General features: G+C 39.6%; 17 protein-coding genes. 16 read left to right on the top strand and 1 reads right to left on the bottom strand.

The genetic code is table 11. The annotated features are described in order from the left end of the window. Positions 1–20: 20 nt before the first annotated feature. The 10 genes from QUD05_RS11075 (at position 21) to QUD05_RS11025 (ending at position 13,704) form a co-directional block, all read left to right on the top strand. Positions 21–2,108, top strand: a complete 2,088-nt coding sequence (locus tag QUD05_RS11075) for a PAS domain-containing protein (protein WP_289796083.1) — start codon at positions 21–23, stop codon at positions 2,106–2,108. Between the two features lie 25 nt (positions 2,109–2,133). Continuing rightward, positions 2,134–2,544, top strand: a complete 411-nt coding sequence (locus tag QUD05_RS11070; protein ID WP_289796082.1) for a sensor histidine kinase — start codon at positions 2,134–2,136, stop codon at positions 2,542–2,544. A 123-nt stretch (positions 2,545–2,667) separates the two neighbouring features. After that, on the top strand, positions 2,668–3,045 hold the full coding sequence (locus QUD05_RS11065) for a response regulator (RefSeq protein ID WP_289796081.1): 378 nt from the start codon (positions 2,668–2,670) through the stop codon (positions 3,043–3,045). Positions 3,046–3,162: 117 nt separating this feature from the next. Next, positions 3,163–3,570: a response regulator gene (locus QUD05_RS11060; RefSeq protein WP_289796080.1), complete on the top strand. Its 408-nt coding sequence runs from the start codon at positions 3,163–3,165 to the stop codon at positions 3,568–3,570. Between the two features lie 385 nt (positions 3,571–3,955). Next, positions 3,956–7,672 (top strand): diguanylate cyclase domain-containing protein, encoded by a 3,717-nt coding sequence (locus QUD05_RS11055; RefSeq protein ID WP_289796079.1) that lies wholly within the window; start codon positions 3,956–3,958, stop codon positions 7,670–7,672. Between the two features lie 1,160 nt (positions 7,673–8,832). Further along, a complete protein-coding gene (locus tag QUD05_RS11045; protein WP_289796077.1) occupies positions 8,833–9,555 on the top strand; it encodes a carbonic anhydrase in 723 nt (240 codons plus the stop codon). Between the two features lie 695 nt (positions 9,556–10,250). Continuing rightward, positions 10,251–11,759, top strand: coding sequence for a UbiD family decarboxylase (locus QUD05_RS11040; RefSeq protein ID WP_289796076.1), 1,509 nt, complete (start codon positions 10,251–10,253; stop codon positions 11,757–11,759). 144 nt (positions 11,760–11,903) lie between these two features. Then, positions 11,904–12,443: an SH3 domain-containing protein gene (locus QUD05_RS11035; RefSeq protein ID WP_289799938.1), complete on the top strand. Its 540-nt coding sequence runs from the start codon at positions 11,904–11,906 to the stop codon at positions 12,441–12,443. Between the two features lie 164 nt (positions 12,444–12,607). Then, positions 12,608–12,982 (top strand): transposase, encoded by a 375-nt coding sequence (locus QUD05_RS11030; protein ID WP_289796075.1) that lies wholly within the window; start codon positions 12,608–12,610, stop codon positions 12,980–12,982. Beyond that, a complete protein-coding gene (locus QUD05_RS11025; RefSeq protein ID WP_289796074.1) occupies positions 12,979–13,704 on the top strand; it encodes a hypothetical protein in 726 nt (241 codons plus the stop codon). Before QUD05_RS11030 ends, QUD05_RS11025 begins: the two co-directional genes overlap by 4 nt. Positions 13,705–13,854: 150 nt before the next feature. Here the strand turns inward: QUD05_RS11025 and QUD05_RS11020 are convergent, their stop codons facing one another. Continuing rightward, on the bottom strand, positions 13,855–14,223 hold the full coding sequence (locus QUD05_RS11020; protein WP_289796073.1) for a hypothetical protein: 369 nt from the start codon (positions 14,221–14,223) through the stop codon (positions 13,855–13,857). A gap of 350 nt (positions 14,224–14,573) precedes the next feature. On the opposite strand from QUD05_RS11020, the gene QUD05_RS11015 reads away from it, so the two are divergent. The 6 genes from QUD05_RS11015 (at position 14,574) to QUD05_RS10990 (ending at position 18,967) form a co-directional block, all read left to right on the top strand. Beyond that, positions 14,574–15,128, top strand: coding sequence for an ISAs1 family transposase (locus QUD05_RS11015; protein ID WP_289796072.1), 555 nt, complete (start codon positions 14,574–14,576; stop codon positions 15,126–15,128). Further along, a complete protein-coding gene (locus QUD05_RS11010; RefSeq protein WP_289794483.1) occupies positions 15,104–15,376 on the top strand; it encodes a hypothetical protein in 273 nt (90 codons plus the stop codon). Before QUD05_RS11015 ends, QUD05_RS11010 begins: the two co-directional genes overlap by 25 nt. 354 nt (positions 15,377–15,730) lie before the next feature. Further along, entirely contained in the window at positions 15,731–15,964 is a 234-nt protein-coding gene (locus tag QUD05_RS11005; RefSeq protein WP_289796071.1) for a hypothetical protein, read from the top strand. A gap of 67 nt (positions 15,965–16,031) precedes the next feature. Continuing rightward, positions 16,032–17,654 (top strand): tetratricopeptide repeat protein, encoded by a 1,623-nt coding sequence (locus QUD05_RS11000; RefSeq protein WP_289796070.1) that lies wholly within the window; start codon positions 16,032–16,034, stop codon positions 17,652–17,654. A 232-nt stretch (positions 17,655–17,886) separates the two neighbouring features. Further along, complete coding sequence (locus QUD05_RS10995) at positions 17,887–18,537, top strand: MOSC domain-containing protein (protein ID WP_289796069.1); 651 nt, start codon at positions 17,887–17,889, stop codon at positions 18,535–18,537. A 52-nt stretch (positions 18,538–18,589) separates the two neighbouring features. Beyond that, positions 18,590–18,967 (top strand): hypothetical protein, encoded by a 378-nt coding sequence (locus tag QUD05_RS10990; RefSeq protein ID WP_289796068.1) that lies wholly within the window; start codon positions 18,590–18,592, stop codon positions 18,965–18,967. The last annotated feature ends 112 nt before the right edge of the window (positions 18,968–19,079 follow it).

Genomic DNA, 19,079 nt, shown 5'->3' with positions numbered 1-19,079 from the left:
TCAGCAATTATTAGCCTACAGTGTGGCTATTGGTTCAGCCTGCGATCGCCCTGCTGCTGTCACTCTGGTTAGAACCGCTTATTTCCCGAACCATTGGTGCTTTTTTCTATATAGCTATTATTGTCAGTACTTGGTATGGTGGCTTTCGGCCAGGGATCGTTACACTTGTCCTTTCGACAGTAGCAATTGATTATTTATTGATGCATCCGCGATCCCAAATCTGGCTCGGTCAACCAGAAAAATTATTGCGGCTAAGTATCTTTTTACTGGTTGCCTTGGTGATTAACCTAATCACTAGCAATCTTCAGTACAGCAGACGGAAGATTCAACAACTCAATCAACAATTGTCTCAAGAAAATGCCGAACAACTGCGGATGGCTCTTAACGAGCGCAAACAAGCACAAGAAACGCTGCAACAGCAATTTGAGCAACAGCGCTTAGTGATGGAGATGACCCAGCGTATCCGGCGATCGCTAAATTTACAAGATATCTTGCAAACTACTGTCGATGAAGTGCGGCAATTTCTGGAGTGCGATCGCGTCACTATCTTCCAATTTTATCCAGGTTGGGGTGGAACGATTATTGTTGAGTCTGTTGCACCAGAATGGATGGCTCTTTTACCACTCCAAATTCATGACCCTTGCATTGGTGAAGAGAACGTCGAACCCTTTAAACAAGGCTTAGTCACTGCGAAAACTGATATTTATACTGCTGGAATTAGTCCCTGTCACGTTGCATTTTTAGAAAGTCTCCAGGTGAGGGCAAATCTGGTCGTTCCCGTTTCCTTGGGAGATGAATTGTGGGGATTATTGGCAGCTCATCAATGTAGGGGTCCTCGTGAGTGGCAATCTTCAGAAATTGCTCTGTTGCGGCAATTAGGAGCGCAGGTAAGCATTGCTATCCAGCAAGCAGATTTGTTCAAACAGTTACAGACAGAACTAATAGAGCGCAAACAGGCAGAAATTGACCTACAACGACTGAATGCCGAACTTGAGCAACGGGTGCAAGAACGCACTGCCCAACTGACAGAAACGAACGATCGCCTACAAAAAACAGTCATACAGCAGCAACAAACTCAACTCACACTTTTAGAACAAGCGCAAATGCTGGAGCTTCAGGCTGTAATCACCCGAAATATGGGGGAAGGCATTTGCTTGGTGAGAATTGATAATGCAATCATTGTCTATGCCAATCCGAAATTTGAGCAGATGTTTGGCTATGACTCTGGTGAACTCAACGGCCAACACGTTTCGATTATCAACTATGTCACCAGATCGGTAACTAATGAAAATGTAAATCAAGCCACTCTGTCTACCGTTTTACAAAATACAGAAGCTACCTATGAAGCCCAGAATCTTAAAAAAGATGGTACGCCATTTTGGTGTAGTGTGACGGCTTCTGTATTCAGGCATCCCGATTACGGCGACGTTCTGGTTGCGGTTCACCAAGATATCACTGAGCGCAAAGGCATCGAAGAAGCTTTACGCGAGAGCCAAGAAAAGTTTCGTCAGATGGCAGAAAACATCCAAGCAATATTTTGGATCAAAGATATTCGCAATCAACAAGTTCTATACGTGAGTAATGCCTATGAAACGATCTGGCAAAACAGTTGTGAAAACTTGTATCATAACCATTCAAATTGGTTAGATGCAATTCACCCAGAAGATCGTCAGCGGGTCGAAATTGAATTCATTGAAAAGTTCAGAACAGGGCACTATGATAACAAATATCGCATTATTCGCCCTGATGGTTCAATTCGTTGGATTCGCGATCGCGCATTTCCGATCAAAAATGAACTCGGCGAGTTAGTTCGGATTGCTGGGATTGCCGAAGATATCACTGAACTAGAACAGATTAATTTGATCAAGAGTGAGTTTATTGGCATCGTTAGTCATGAACTCCGCACTCCCTTAACTGCAATTCGTGCAGCACTAGGCTTACTACAAACTGGTATCTACGACAAAAAACCAGACAAATTTAAGCGGATGATTGAGATTGCAGCCATCGATAGCGATCGCTTAGTGCGTCTAGTCAACGATATTCTCGATTTGGAACGCTTAGAATCGGATCGAGCTCGTCTTAGAAAAAACCACCTGCAATGCGGCTGATTTAATTCAACAAGCAGTAGCCGTAGTGCAAGCGATCGCTAATCAGCAAAATATTACTTTTCAGATCCACCCTACCAATGCTCAAGTTTGGGCGGCTGCTGATGCTATTGTGCAAACACTCACCAATTTGTTAGGTAATGCAATTAAATTCTCACCTGCCGATTCTACTATTACTCTCAGTGTCCAACAGCAAACAGACCGCGTACTATTCCAAATAACGGATCAAGGCCGAGGTATTCCAGCAGATAAGTTAGAAGCAATCTTTGGAAGATTTCAGCAAGTAGATGCCTCTGATTCTCGCACCAAAGGCGGCACAGGCTTGGGATTGGCTATCTGTCGTAGTATTATTGATCGGCACGGTGGGCAAATCTGGGCTGAAAGTACTCTTGGTGCTGGCAGCACGTTTTTCTTCACTCTACCATTGCCGGGAAGTTAGGCAGGGGGGCAGCACTTCTCTGCGAGACGCTGCGCGAACGGCTCATTTCGGCTACGCTCAATGACCAATGCTCAGTGACCGAGGAGCAGGGGAGAATAATAAATGACAAATGACAAATGACAAATGACTAAAAAATTTTTAATTGTGGATGATGAAGAACGAATCCGCGAATTAGTACAAGCTTGTTTAGAAGACTTGGGAGGATGGGACACCCTGACTGCTGTATCAGGGTCAGAAGGACTAAAAATCGCCCAGACAGAAACCATTGATGCCATTCTACTTGATGTCTCTATGCCTGACATGGATGGCTTTGCAGTCTACGAAAAACTTCAGGCAAATTCAGCAACCCAAGGGATTCCAGTGATTCTATTAACAGCGAAAGTCCAAGGAAGCGATCGCGCCCGTTTTGCGCAGATGGGAATTGCCGGGATTATCACCAAACCTTTTGAACCCACCTCTATTTGCAACGAAGTTAGTGAGATTCTGGGGTGGAACGATTAATAGTGAAGTTTGGTAACAAAATCTATATCTTTATTAGTTTTTTATTTTTGTAATGTATTTTTTTTGATTACAGATAAAAGATTTTTATCTGTAACTAAGAAAGGTATATGAAATCAAATGAACATGCTAGAGGAGGTAAATATAATCGGCAAAACGATATTGCTCATTGATGATGAACTGCATGTCCGTGAGACAGTAAAATTTTGCCTCCAAGATTTAGCTGGTTGGAATGTGGTGACAGCAGATTCTCCATTAGAAGGATTGCAGAATGCAGTACACCATACTCCTGATGCGATTGTATTAGATATCTCAATCCGCGATCTGGCTAGTTTTGAGTTTATGAATAAACTAAGAAGTCATCCAGAAACTCAAGCTATTCCTGTAGTGTTGCTCAGTGCGAAAGCGCGATGGTTGGATTCGCAAATTTTGCGACAGTATCAAGTTGCAGGTGTAATTCTTAAACCCTTTAATCCAGTTACCCTCCCGGCTCAAGTTGCTCAATTGCTGGGTTGGAATTTTACTTGACTAAAAAATTAAACAAGAATAGTTATTACTAATAATAGCAATCTTAAATTATTAGTAATAAATAAAATCGCTGCAACACTTATAGATAATTATTTTTTGCCTATACATTTTATCACGTTTCAATTTGGATTGCTACAGCGGATTTCAAGGAAAGTGAAGTACACAAGCTAAGTCTCAAAGCCATGTATAAAGCCTGTTTTACTTCTGTTAGCGCAGCCCATTCTGACTCCTGTTAGCGGTAGCGGGGCGTTTAGCCCATTCTGAATTCTGCTGTATATCAAGTTTAAGCTTAAATTTAACTTAACGTTTTAGGTAATTTGGCATAAAATTAAATACTAGAGAAAAATTTTACATCTAGCTAAGTGCATATACATAGATTATTACTATGCTCTTCAATCGTCTATCGGGTTCTGAAATTGATTTAAAGCAAATCCTCGCTCAAATTAGGATGCTGGCCGATCAAATTCATCAGTCACTTGAAGTGAGTGAAATTCTCAAGATTATTGTCAGCGAAGTTAGAACAACATTAGAAAGCGATCGCGCCATTATCTATCGTTTTTTGCCGGATGGAGATGGAATCATCGCAGAAGAATCTGTAAGTAATGGATGGAAATCGATTCTAGGGCAATTAATTTACGATCCTTGCTTCAATGCGACATGGGTAGAGCGATATCAAGATGGAAGCGTTGGTGTTATTGAAGATATTCATACTACAACCCTTGACCCTTGTTACAAAAAACTATTAATAGACTTACAGATTCGAGCTAATTTAGTAGTACCAATTTTAGTAAACAATCAAGAACTTGATGGAGTTTCTAGTACATATCCTCATTTATGGGGTTTGGTAATTGCTCACCAGTGCAGTAGCTCACGTAAATGGAGTTCTTTAGAAATTGAGTATTTCCAACTGATAGCCGCAGAGTTAGGAATCGCTCTTGGGGAAGCAGAACGCCATCAGCAAAAGGCTACATCCTCCCAACAACTAACGCTGCAACTCAATCAAAACCTGAAAAATTTGACAGTTCAGCCAAAGTTGAAGTCAATCAAAAGAACTCTGTATCAGAATTTTAGAGGTTCCATTATCACAAAAACAGCATTGCCAAAGAATATATCAGTTGCAGACTTGATTGCATTTGACCGATTACAAACTCCAGTTTGGATTTATGATATTCAAAACTTGCAGATGTGGTGGGCTAATCAATCCGCTCTGCATATTTGGAATGCTGAAAGTCGAGAAGAATTGCTCAGTCGCAACTTCAGTGATGTTTCTCAGTTTACTCACACTCGAATGCAAAGCTATTTGCAAGAATTTCAGCAAGGGAAAACCATCACTGAAAACTGGACATTTTACCCAGAAGGAAAACCTATTTCTCTGCGCTGCATCTTTTCTGGAATTCAAATTGAAGAAGGGCGAATGGCGATGTTGGTTGAAGGATCAACAGAAATTATCAATCAGATCGATCGAGAAACACTCAGATCAATTGAAGCCCTACGTCACACCACAGTAATGATCTCGCTTTACACGATGGATGGTGTACCTTTGATGCAAAATCCGGCAGCCCTGCGCTGTTATCGGGATACCCTGTACCCTAACTCGTCAGATGAGAATATTTTCCTGAGTCACTTTGTTGACAAGAGTGTTGGACAACAAGCTATGAAAGCGATTAATTTCAGTGAGATGTTCAGCATAGAGGCTCAGGTGTTCACCACTGAAGGGATTCAATGGCATGGGGTGGATATACGATGCACCCGCGATCCGGTAACGGGTAACTCCATCATCCTCGTCAACGAAAAGAATATTACCAAGCAACAAGCTGCACTACAAGAACACCAGCGTGCAGAATCAGAATTGCGCTGGCGGGAAGCTTTACTGCGTTCCATGACTGAAACTTCTTTGCTGGGATTTTTTGTTGTTGACAATCACACCGATGAAATCCTTTATTTCAATCACCACTTCTGTAAAATTTGGGGCATAGAACATCTAGAAGACCAAATGCGTTTGGGTGCTTTAAAAAATAATGACATCATTCCTGATTGCATATCTTCAATTGTCGATGCATCGGCATTTGTCGAATCCTATAAACCGTTGCAGTCTGAAGAAAATCGTTGCACGATTGAGGATGAAATTTTATTTGTCGATGGGCGAACGATTCGCCGCTTTTCCAGTCAAATTCGGGATACTCAGGATCGATACTTTGGGCGGTTATACATTTTTGAAGACATCACTCCTCGTAAACAAATCGAAGCCGCACTCAAAACCAGTGAAGAAAGATGGCAGTATGCCTTGGAAGGAAATGGCGATGGAGTTTGGGATTTAAATGCTGAAACTAACGAAGTCTTTTTTTCCCGACGATGGAAAGAAATGTTAGGGTTTGCAGAGCATGAAATTGGAAATACCCTCAGTGAATGGGAACAGCGGGTTTACTTAGATGATAAAGCGAGGGTTTACGAGGAGATTAGCAAGCATTTGTCCGGTGAAACCCAACAATATGTCAGTGAATATCGGATTAAGTGCAAGAATGGAACCTATAAGTGGATTCTAGATCGGGGTCAAGTTTCGAGTCGCTCCAAGAATGGTTTTCCCCTACGGATGCTAGGAACTCATACTGATATTACTGAACGCAAGCGTATTGAAGAAGCGCTGCGAGAAAGCGAACAACGCTATCGTTCCGTAATTACAGCGATGGCAGAAGGTATTGTCCTACAGCAAGCCGATGGACGCATTACCACCTGTAATGACAGTGCCGAAAGAATTTTAGGGTTAACAGCCGATCAAATGATGGGGCGAACTTCCATCGCTTTGCTATGGCGAGCGATTCATGAAGATGGTACTTCTTTTCCAGGCGAAACTCACCCCGCCATAGTCACCTTACGCACCGGAAAACCTCAATTTCATGTGATTATGGGAGTTCATAAACCTGATGGCAGTTTGACTTGGATTTCAATCAATTCTCAACCACTGTTTGAATCCGATGAATCAAAACCATCTGCGGTGGTGACATCATTTACAGATATCACAGACCGCAAACAAGCACAAATTGCCCTGCAACAGCAAACAGAACGGGAACGCATGGTTTATGCGATCGCTCAACATATCCGTAGGTCTTTAGACTTAGATGAAATCTTAAACACAACTGTTGCTGAAGTTAGACATTTTCTGCAAACTGATCGCGTCATCATCTATCGCTTTAACCGTGATTGGAGTGGTGTGGTTGTCACGGAGTCTGTAGCAGCAGGTTGGCAATCGATTTTGAATATGGAAATTACAGACAACTATTTTGTCAAAATACAGGGACAGTCTTATCAAGAAAGTACGCTCAGAGTTACTCCAGACATCTACACCGCCGGACTTGCCCCTTGTCATGTAGAGTTATTAGAACAGTTGCAAGTCAGAGCCAAGCTAGTTGTACCAATTTTACAGGGCGATCGCCTGTGGGGTCTTTTGGTTGCTCATCATTGCAGCGCCCCGCGTCAGTGGCAACCTTGGGCAAGCGAACTGCTTCAGCAATTGGCAACACAGGTAGCGATCGCTATTCAGCAATCTGAACTTTATCAACAATTGCAGCGTGCCAACCAGCAGCTTGAAAATATGGTAATGGTGGATGAATTAACTCAAATCGCCAATCGCCGATGTTTTGATATTAAGCTTAATTCTGTCTGGCAATATCTTTTACGAGAACAAGGTTTTATCTCACTACTTTTATGCGACATTGATTATTTTAAACAATATAACGATACTTATGGTCATGCGACCGGGGATGATTGTTTGCGCTTTATTGCCCAAGCTATCAAACAAAGTGTCAAACGTTCTAAGGATTTAGCTGCTCGTTATGGCGGAGAAGAGTTTGTTGTTATCTTGCCTAACACTCCTAGTGATGGGGCTTTTCACGTTGCCCAAGAAATTCATAAAGCTATCCAACAACTAAATATTCCCCATGCTGCATCGCCTGTGAAGCACCACGTCACCTTGAGTATCGGAATTGCCACAGTGATTCCCACATCTAATATGGTTCCTTTGGATTTGATTGAGGCAGCAGATCAAGCCCTTTATCAAGCCAAAGCAAACGGGCGTAATCGTTCTTGTATAAATAGACTGTCTTAGAGAGTGAGCGATACCTGCGGTTCTTGCTACCCTAAGCTAATCAAGTAATTGTTAATATTTTCTAAAGTTTTTTAACTACCGTCATTTCTTTATTAGTTCTTTATTTTCTGTTTATAAATTAAAGCTGTTGGTAGTTAAGCCAAGAGCAAACTACTTATTTGTGTTTAACTTTTTTAATAAAACAACAATACTATGACAAACTGCCCTTGCTGTTCTAACCAAATGCTTCGTCACATTCGTTTACAAGAAACCTACTGGTTCTGCCGCCACTGCTGGCAAGAGATGCCTAACCTGAATTTAGATAGAAGTACTTTAAATTTGACTAGAAAAAACACATTATTAGCCAGAGAACCAATTTCAGTCAACCACAAACTTTTGAAAATGAACGTCAGAACAGAGCTTTGTGCCTGAGTAAATCAGGAAGCAAACACCAAACGAGCTACGCTTACGCTTTTAGAGGATGTTTGAAAAGTCTAATTTATTATTAACTGGCAATTGGAAATCTTGGCTACACAGGCAAAACCCTTTTTTGTATTAGTCTACGGAAGTGGAAGAGAGTTTGTGGAAGCTAAACCACATCTAGTTTGCATATCTAAAATTTATATAACTCTTGTGGGGTGGGCATCTTGCCCGCCGTAATTATGCAATTTAAATGTGGAACAGCTTATTACCGAATCCTATTCGCCCAATACTTTTTAAATATCCTCTAAAATAGCTAGATGTATCGTCTCAATACTGATTAATAAATTAAAAGATAATATCTCTATATTTACAGAATATTTTCAGTGAGTTAAATACACAACCTAAGTCTTAAAACCAACTATAAAGACTGTTGTGCTTCTGTTGCCGCAGCGAGGCACAAGCCCATTTTACCTCATGGATTATGAATTCTACTCTATCTCAAATTTATTCATATAAAGATTTAAAAAAAATTACGATCTTATTGATTATTAGAATTTAGATAAGGAGCAATAAAGCGGCTTCAACGACTATCTTCTATCGCTTGTTCATCTGCTTTCATCGCTAAGGGAGACTGGATTATAACCACTCTCAATCACCCGAATATTAAATGACTCTTAAACCGTGTAATTAAGTACTCTTGCATTTTAGTTAAGTCTGATATCTTCTTGAGAACAGCTTTATTGTTGTCAGGTAGATTGATGAGTCGAATTAATGGATTTGTTGGGCGACGTAATTTCTTGAAATTCGCCAGTGTCGTAGGTATTGCAGCTACTACTTTTGGTGATAGCTTTTGGAATGCAGAGCAAACTGCTGTTGCTGATATTCACCCAATTAACCCTAATTCAATCAGTCCGAATGAAGCCATCAAACGATTGCTTGATGGTAATCAAAGATTTATCCATCAAAAACGCCAATATCCCGATCAATCACTAGAACGCTTACGATTAGTTGCGAAAGCTCAGTATCCCTTCGCTGCCATATTAGGCTGTGCAGATTCTAGAGTACCTGCGGAAATTGTCTTCGATCAAGGACTTGGAGATTTATTTGTCGTGCGAGTTGCGGGTAATGTTGTCAGTGACACGGTTATAGGTAGTCTGGAATATTCTACAGCAGTATTGGGTTCGCAGTTAATTATGGTTTTGGGTCACAGAAGATGCGGTGCAGTAGCAGAAGCAATCAAAAACGAACCACTTCCTGGGAGAATTGGTTTAATTATTGAGGGTATTAAACCATCTGTAGAAAGGATAAAGTTCCGAACTGGTGATAATATGCAAGATGCAGTTATAGCCAACATTCAGTATCAGACTGAAAAATTGCAGGAAAGCTCAACTATTTTAGCTAAATTGCTCGGTGAAGGTAAACTAAAAATTGTTGGTGCTTGTTACGATATTGACACTGGTAAAGTCAATATTATTAATTGAATATTTCACACCTTTTAAGTGTAGGATTCTTAGTTCAATGATGTGGGAAAAATGTTTTAGTTGATCTACGCTAACGCAAACTCACGAAAATTTAGAAATAAACTTAAAGCTTGTAACAAATAAACCCAGCAGGGACTATATAACAAGGCCGCCTGCCAGGAAGGTATAGTATATTCTGGCCATGTTTGATTGGTTAGCGCTTATTTGTAAAAAATAATTGCATATCCCTAAATACAATAACTAAATGCTTCGGAAAACACAGTTAAGAAAAGTTACTAAATAGGTTAATTTCCAATTAAAACCCAATAGGCTTGGGTTAAGAGATAAATCAAGACGCGATTTATCGCGTCTCTACATAAAGGTCTTGTTGCTCTATAGCAATCCTATTTGATTCGTGAAAAATTATAAATCAGAAAACGAACCGCAAAGTACGCTTTCGCGCAGCGTCTCGTCAGAGAAGGGCGCAAAGGGAAGAAAGAAGAAAGAGATATATAATTTTCACAAATGATTTAGGACTGCTATATCTGAACTGTATTGAATTAAAACCAACAATTTCCCGAATGGGGAGGGAGGGAAGACAAGGGAGAATGATTGAACAAATTTCTTCTTTGCCTCTTCCTCAATGCCCAATCCCCAATGCCCCATAATATAAGAAAGCGCTTCACACTTCTTAAATAATCAGCTTTATTAGAACAATGGCGAGAGACTTGCGGGGATTCATTAAAATTTTGGAAGAAAGAGGACAATTACGGCGAATTTCTGCTTTAGTTGACCCAGAACTGGAAATTGCTGAGATTTCCAACCGGATGCTGCAAAAAGGTGGGCCAGGATTGTTGTTTGAAAACGTCAAAGGCGCTTCCTTCCCGGTGGCGGTGAATTTGATGGGAACTGTGGAAAGGATTTGCTGGGCGATGAATATGCAGCATCCAGAGGAGTTGGAAACTCTGGGGAAAAAATTGAGTATGCTGCAACAGCCAAAACCGCCGAAGAAGATTTCCCAGGCGATAGATTTTGGGAAAGTGCTGTTTGATGTGGTGAAGGCAAAACCAGGACGAGACTTTTTCCCCCCTTGTCAGCAAGTTGTGCTTCAAGGTAATGATTTAGATTTAAATAAGTTGCCTTTGATACGTCCTTATATTGGTGATGCTGGCAAGATTATCACGCTGGGACTCGTAATTACCAAGGATTGTGAGACGGGTACTCCAAATGTAGGTGTGTATCGCTTGCAACTGCAATCTAAGAATACGATGACGGTTCACTGGTTATCGGTGCGAGGTGGGGCGAGGCATTTGCGAAAAGCGGCCGAACGTGGGAAAAAATTAGAAGTTGCGATCGCACTTGGTGTAGATCCTCTAATTATTATGGCAGCAGCTACACCCATCCCTGTAGATTTATCAGAATGGCTGTTTGCAGGACTTTACGGCGGTTCTGGTGTGCAGTTGGCGAAGTGTAAAACTGTAGATTTGGAAGTTCCCGCAGATTCCGAATTTGTCTTGGAAGGAACGATTACACCAGGAGAAGTTTTACCAGATGGGCCTTTTGGCGACCACATGGGTTATTACGGCGGCGTGGAAGATTCGCCGTTAATTCGCTTCGAGTGTATGACGCACCGGAAAAATCCGATTTACTTAACAACATTTAGCGGTCGTCCACCTAAAGAAGAAGCGATGATGGCGATCGCACTAAATCGCATTTATACGCCCATACTGCGGCAACAAGTATCAGAAATTGTCGATTTCTTCCTCCCAATGGAAGCTTTGAGTTACAAAGCAGCGATTATTTCCATTGATAAAGCATATCCGGGACAAGCGCGACGAGCAGCTTTAGCGTTTTGGAGTGCTTTACCACAATTTACATACACAAAATTTGTAATTGTTGTGGATAAAGACATAAATATTCGCGATCCGCGTCAAGTTGTGTGGGCGATTAGTTCTAAAGTTGACCCAGTGCGGGATGTGTTTATTTTGCCGAATACACCTTTTGATACGTTGGATTTTGCCAGTGAGAAGATTGGCTTAGGTGGACGGATGGGAATTGATGCAACTACAAAGATTCCGCCGGAAACAAATCATGAATGGGGTTCGCCTTTAGAATCCGACCCAGATGTGGCGGCGATGGTAGAGAGACGATGGGCTGAGTATGGTTTGGCAGAGTTGCAGTTAGGAGAAGTAGACCCAAATTTGTTTGGCTATGATATGAAGTAACCTACTATAGCTCAATACAGTTTAGATAGAGCAACAAAACCTTAATGTAGAGACGCGATAAATCGCGTCTTGAAGTTTATGTAGATTCGGAGATATCAATAAGATTTCAGCCTTGGGTACTGATGCCAGAAACTTAAAGAAATGATGACAAAAAAAGTGAAAAAGCCAGCATCAAATTTAGCGATCGGATTGGCATTCAGTTGTATTAGTGTGATACTCAATACTGGTATAGCTAGTGAAATAAGTTTAGCGAAATCAAGTGATTCTCAAAAGTGCGATATTTTTGCCTACGTCACCGATACAGATTCCCAAGGGTTAAATGTACGGAGTGGTGCAAGTACAAATAATGTAATCATAGGACAAATACCCATTAAGGAAACAGTTCAGGTTATTGGTGCTGCTGGAAATTGGGTGCAGATTACTAATGCTAGCAATGGTTTTCAAGGAACTGGATGGGTATTCGTGCCAAAGTTAGCCTTAACAACGCGGGGCTACGGTACTAACGGTGTGGATTTATATGCTAGTAGCAGTCAAAAAAGCCAAAAACTGAGAAGAATTCCTGCTAATACGGCTGTCAAATTGTTAGGCTGTCAGGGAGATTGGGCGCAGGTAGAATATCAAGGTGTTAAGGGTTGGTTGACAAGGGAAGATCAATGTGGTGCAGCCCTCACCAGTTGTTCTTAGAACCCGACTCCTAACTCACAAGTAAAGAGCAAGGGATTTTATACGAAAAAATAAAAATTGCGATCGCAATATTACTTCGGTTTTTCCTTAACGATTGATACATATTGCTAGAAAATTAAAGAGTAATTTTTGACATTGTTATTCTCAGAACTCTGAGAATAACAATGTCACGAAATCACGAAGAATGCCTTGCCCTACTTGAGCAAATTCGCTGGGGTGGAAAGCCAAAGTGTCCATATTGTGAATCAACCAACGCTACTGCATACAAGAATGAGCGTAGATATCACTGTAATGAATGCTTTACTTCATACAGTGTTACAGTGGGTACACTTTTTCACAAGACTCATGTAGAATTACAAAAATGGTTTGTAGCGATTCACCTTGTGCTAAATTCTCCAGGGGGTATTAGTGTGCGTCAGCTTGCCAAAGAGATTGGGGTTAATAAGAACACGGCTTGCTACATGATAGAGCGTATTCGTAAAGCAATAACTGAGGAAGTAGAATTGCTTAAAAAACTTGTGGAGATTGTTAATATATGAATTTTATCAATATATTGTTAAATACTACGCTTGCTGCTCCTGAGTCTACAAATTGGCCTGACGTTGTTCAAGCAATGACTAGTATAATTCAGGCAATTGCCGCTCTTCCTGTTGTAGCTACTGTTTTTGACCTCATAGATGAAAAAATTAAGGGTAATGTTGCAAAAATAACTCCTATAAGAGTGTTGAAAAAGGTTCAATGTCTTTTAGAGAAATTACAAATTTCGTTTCTTATAAAATTGCTATTTTTTGTACCCAATTCACAGATTATTCAAGATGCCCTAGAGAATATTTGTGGTAGAAATAAGCAGCTACAAAACAAAATAAGGGAACTGCAAATACTTTATAAAACTCGAAAGCTTGCAGCACAGTGGTTGGATAATGATATTAAGAGAGAAAAATTAGTCAACACAGTGTGTAACTCAACTTTTTTTGATTCAAATAAAATACAAGAACTAGAAATTCAAGAACAACTACACGATGATATTAAGGATTTTCTGGAATTAATACACAATTGTCTATATGATTATGGTAGATATAAAAGTCTAAGTGCTTATATAGATCAATTAGATACTCCCTTATTTGTACCACCATTACTTTATATTAAGGTATTCGATGCAATCAGAAAACAAGCTCGTAAAGAGCTTGGTACTGAACCTACCAAAGAAATCGAACGTTATCTGAAATACCTAGAATATAAATTTCGTACTAGATATTTATAAACCTTGGCTATTGGTCTATACTAGACATTTTCAAACACAGTTTTATTAATAAATCTCACCGCAAAAAATGATTATTCTCTATTTAAAAAATCTCTTAGCAGTTTGACTATTTAAGTCTATACAATAGCTTAGTTTATACTAATTCATATTCTAAGTTTTTTTTGCTACTGACCCTTTACGCTGTGACAAACGTTTATTGCGCCTGTCTATTAAATTACGGACATCTCTAGCTTCACGTTCGCCTACTTCTTTGTCTAGCTTAGTACGTAGCTCAGATGTGTATTTTTTAGCATCTTCCATCTTGTTAATGAGTTTATCTAAAGAATGTTCAGAACGCATAAACTGGCTAATTTTTGTACATAAACCTTTACCATTTACTTTTTTTTCTAAAATTGGTTTGAGTTCATTTAAATCTTTAATATCTTCTTGTAAAAAACTTTCTATTTCTTCTAGTAACTCATAGCATTTATCAAAAAAATCATCTTGCTGTTGTTCTGGATTACTGGAAGTCTTAGTCATTACTGATACCTTCCTTAAAAACTTATATATATCATGCGTTGATGCTAACCATTTGCCTTTAGTAAATCACTACCTCTAACTAGGACAGTACAATTTTATTTATTTACTCTCATCAAAGCAAAAGTGAGAAGTCAACTCCCTCACTTGTCTCATGCGCTCAAAATCACCATCCTATGAAATAAATCGTCAAATTATGACGCAAAGCGATCGCACTTCCTCATCAAAAACCACATAATTAGCCCCCTCCTCGCTTGCGGGGAGGCAGGGTGGATTAATTGTCGAGAGAGAAAATATAACATAGAAGGATGATTCCTTAAGAAAAACACGGTTCTCCCAGAGGAAAGTTAGGAATGAATTTAATCGAAGCAATCCAAGGGGTTCCCGATTATCGACATGCTAGAGGTATTAGACATAGACTTTGGATAATACTAACTATAGTTTTGTTAGGTAGTTGTACAGGATATTGGGGGTATAAACCTTTAGCTGAGTTCACAAAAAATCATCGATTATCTCTAATCAAATTATTAGATTTATCTCCAGATATTCAATTTCCGTCAGCATCAACATTCAGAAATATTATGATGTCAATTGATTTTCAGATATTAGCTGAACTGTTTAACGTCTGGGCAGAAAAGAGTTTGCCAATTAATTTCAAAGAATTATTTGCCATCGATGGGAAATGTATTAAAAGTACTGTAACCGGGGGAAATCAATCCTATCAAAACTTTGTGAGTATCGTTTCAGTTTATAGTCATCAGCAAGGATGGGTAATCAGACATCAAGCTATGGAAAATAACAAAAACAGTGAGATTAGTGTGGTAGAAGAGCTAATTAAAAAGCTTTATGGGCATCATATCGTGATTACAGCCGATGCACTACATTGCCAAAAAAAACTGTTGAGCTGATTATCGAGGGAGAAAATGACTACATTATTACTATTAAAAGAAACCAGCCAAATCTCCTGAAAGTAGCTACTGAGCTAGCTGAATCCTCAATCGCTATCGATACCAATTACCATGATGAAAATTTACATGGACGAAAGACTACTCGTCAAGTCAAAGTCTATCCAATTCCATTTGAGTCACTACCTGATTGGGTTGGCGCTAAAAGTTTAATTGAGGTTAACAGATATGGAACTCGACCTCAAGGATAGAATTGTCGTCGCCAGATTGTTGACTATCATGAACAACACTTTTATTTAAGTAGCTGAAATTATTCAGCTTCAGAATTCGCGGAGATTATTCGTGGTCATTGGTCAATTGAAAATCAACTTCATTGGGTCAAGGATGTAACTTTAAATGAAGATAACTGTATTCATACTGGCGGTTTTTCACCAGCTAATTGGGCGATGAGTCAGACAGTTTTTAGTTTCCCTGGCTCGTCAGTTAAATTGTCGGACTCTTCCCGAAGCGTTAAGGCTGATGGCTAACCAACTTCAAATGATTTTTGATGCGCTATTTGACCACTCCGACTCCTTTTGCCCAATGCCTGTGAGTCCAATGGTCGAGTGAGAAAACTTTTTCTCGCCCGACAATTAATCCACCCTGCTCCCCGCAAGCGAGGAGGGGGGACTGGAGTCGGTGAAAGGCTTGGGGTTTTGATTTTGGGTCATTTGACACTCTTGGAGTTAATTAATATTTCATGTATTATTCCCAGCGATCGCACTCTCCCAACTCCTCAAAACTCTGGCATAATCAGACATGGCTGCACCTTTAAAACTGATGTAAATCCTGCAAGCTAATTAAAAGGTTTACGCCGAATGGATATTTTAATAGAATAATCTCATCAAAAGATTCGCAGAAATATAAATGGACTGGATTACACTACTGCGATCGCTACAGTCTGATTTTATTAAAAGGTTAGCATCTGGTTGTCTGCTTCATTGTGAAACAGAAGGTCAATATAGTGAATTAACTATAATTTATGGAGAGAGATTAAAGGCACTACGGGAGTTTTGCTGGCAGATGGCTGAAAAATATAAGCGTGTTTTACCAGTGCGTGATGTTTTTCTTAGCTATCTCAAAGGGAAGTTGGGTGAAGAAGTTGTCAAAGAACGTTTAGCTGATTTTATTACCGAAGTCGATTATGAAAAGCGATTTGGCGGCGATGGTAATATAGATTTTACGTTGACTTCTGACCCATCTATTGGTATCGAAGTTAAATCTCGTCATGGTCGCATTGACAGAGTTAGATGGTCAATTAGTTCTGAAGAAGTTGAAAAAAATGCAGTTGTAGTTTGCATTTTAATTCAAGAAGATGTGAGTGAAGCACAATCGGAGTATCACCTTTTTTTGGCTGGCTTTCTCCCAACCCGGATGATTAAGTTGAAGACTGGTAAAATTTCTTTTGGGATAGAACAATTACTATATGGTGGTGGTTTATGGTGCTATCTAGAACAGTTACAATCTTCTATAAATAATTCTTCTCGGCAACAACCATCTATTTATAAATATCTCCCGAAACAAGAAATTCTATCTAAGCCAACTAATCATCAGGTACTCAAATCTTCTTTTCAACCTGAATATCATAATGAAGATTTAAATATATTTTATGTAAAGCTGGGTGATGAATGCTTTCAAAAAGGAGAATATATAAATGCAATTACTAACTATAATCAAGCACTACAACTTAATCAAAGCGATATTGACGTTTTATATTATAAACGAGGTTTAGCTCACTATCAAATAGGAGATTACGAAGCTGCGATCGCAGATTATTCTCAGGCAATCCAAATAAACCTTCATGATGCTAAATCTTACAATAAAAGAGGTTTAGCTCTCTATCAACTTGGGCGATTAGAGGAAGCAATTAATGATTATACTCAAGCTATTAGAATAAATCCTAATGTTGCCGTAACCTATAAAAATCGTGCTGAAGCTCGTTCTCATGTTGGAGATAACCAAGGAGCAATTGAGGATTATACCCAGGCGATTAAAATTAATCCTCATTATGCTGATGCTTATAAAAACCGTGGGATTACTCGTTATTTATTAGGCTCTCAGGCAGGATTTCCTCAAGCAATCAAGATTAATCCTCAAGATGCAATAGCCTATAAAAAACGCGGTAATGCTCGTTCAGATTTAGGAGACTTTGAGGGTGCAATTGAAGATTATACTCAGGCAATCCAGATTAATCCTAGTTATGCTGATGCTTATTACAACCGTGGTAATGCTCGTTCAGATTTAGGAGACTTTGAGGGCGCAATTGAAGATTATACTCAGGCAATCCAGATTAATCCTAGTTATGCTGATGCTTATTATAATCGTGGCAATATTCGTTTAGAAATTGCAGATAAACAGGGAGCAATTGAAGATTTTCAAAAAGCGGCAGATATTTATCGTAAAGAAGGTAAGCTTGAAGCACTCAAGGATACACGAGAAATAATATTAGATTTAGAAATAGAAGAATCATTAGATATTTTAAACTTCTAAATAATTGCTATACGAAATAGCCTCTAAAGTTTGTTTGCTATCTGGCTGATTTACTTAATTTAGGTGATGTTATTACTGATTAATTGTCTATAGTATTTAAACTTAATCAGCAACACAAAAATTGGGATTATCGAGTGTTGTAAATGAGCGAACCTACCGTTTATTTTTTTGATAACCATTAAAACAGTTATACTTAGTAAACCTAACATTAACGAAGACTCATACTGCAAAGATGAAACTTATTTCTGTAAACGTGGGACTACCGCGTGAAGTTACCTGGAAAGGGAAAACAGTTAGCACTGGAATTTTCAAAGAGCCAGTTAGCGATCGCGTCATGGTGCGCGTACTCAATTTAGACGGTGATGGACAAGCCGATCTCACCGTTCATGGCGGAGTAGATAAAGCAGTTTATGTATACCCATTCGAGCATTACGATTATTGGCGAAATGAATTGCCTGACACAGAGTTACCGCTAGGCATCTTTGGTGAAAATTTAACGATCGCTGGACTCAGAGAAGAAGACGTGAATATTGGCGATCGCTTTCGTATCGGCACTGTAAAACTGATGGTGACACAACCTCGCCTACCCTGCTACAAACTGGGCATTCGGTTTGGACGACCTGATATGGTAAAACGGTTTCTCGCAAGTCGCCGCACCGGATTTTACTTTCGTGTTTTGCAAGAGGGCGAAGTTGGAGCCGGAGACACTTTAGAATTGGTGAGCCGGGATGACAATAATATTACTGTTGCTAATATCACTCAGCTTTATACTCGTGAGCAGAACAATCCAGAGTTACTTCACCAAGCTGCTCAACTTGAAGCCTTACCCGAAAGCTGGCGCGACTACTTTCAGGAGCAAAGTCGTCGTCAGGATGTGAAATAAAGGCTTGCTGGAATGCTAAACAAAAATTAATTTCACAACACTCTTGAAAATAATGAAAACACTCCTGAAAAGATCGGCGTTACTCCTTGCTTTGCCAATCAGTATATTAGCTAATTTTTCCTTACCTGCTTCTGCTGATTCTACTGCTGGCATCATCCTGAGTACAAAATGCCAGGGTGGTTATAACATCAATATTTGGCAGAATTATACGAATGGTGAACTGCTCTATCGCGCGACCAATCCCAACGGTAATTTAAGTTTGGGTAAAGGAACTAGCCAAGCGACAGAAGGGGTTCGAGTGTATAAGTTTCGGAATGGAATTTATGAATATTGGGTGTGGGATGGCACGTTAGATAACCCGCAGTCTGGAACTTTAGAGGTGTATAAAAACAAGCGTATCTTGATGAAGCAAGCTTGTAGAAAAAGTTGAATTTTCTAGGGGGTGTTAGCACTTTTTGGAAACCCACCTAGGGCAAATACGTTATCGCTAAAACCCTTTATAAGTCAGCCAGTTTTGTCTGAAATTCATAACACCTTCTTAA

The sequence above is a fragment of the Nostoc sp. GT001 genome, assembly GCF_030382115.1.
Lineage (GTDB): Bacteria > Cyanobacteriota > Cyanobacteriia > Cyanobacteriales > Nostocaceae > Nostoc.
Note: the sequence above shows the minus strand (reverse complement) of the source record. Positions and strands in the feature narration are given on the sequence as shown.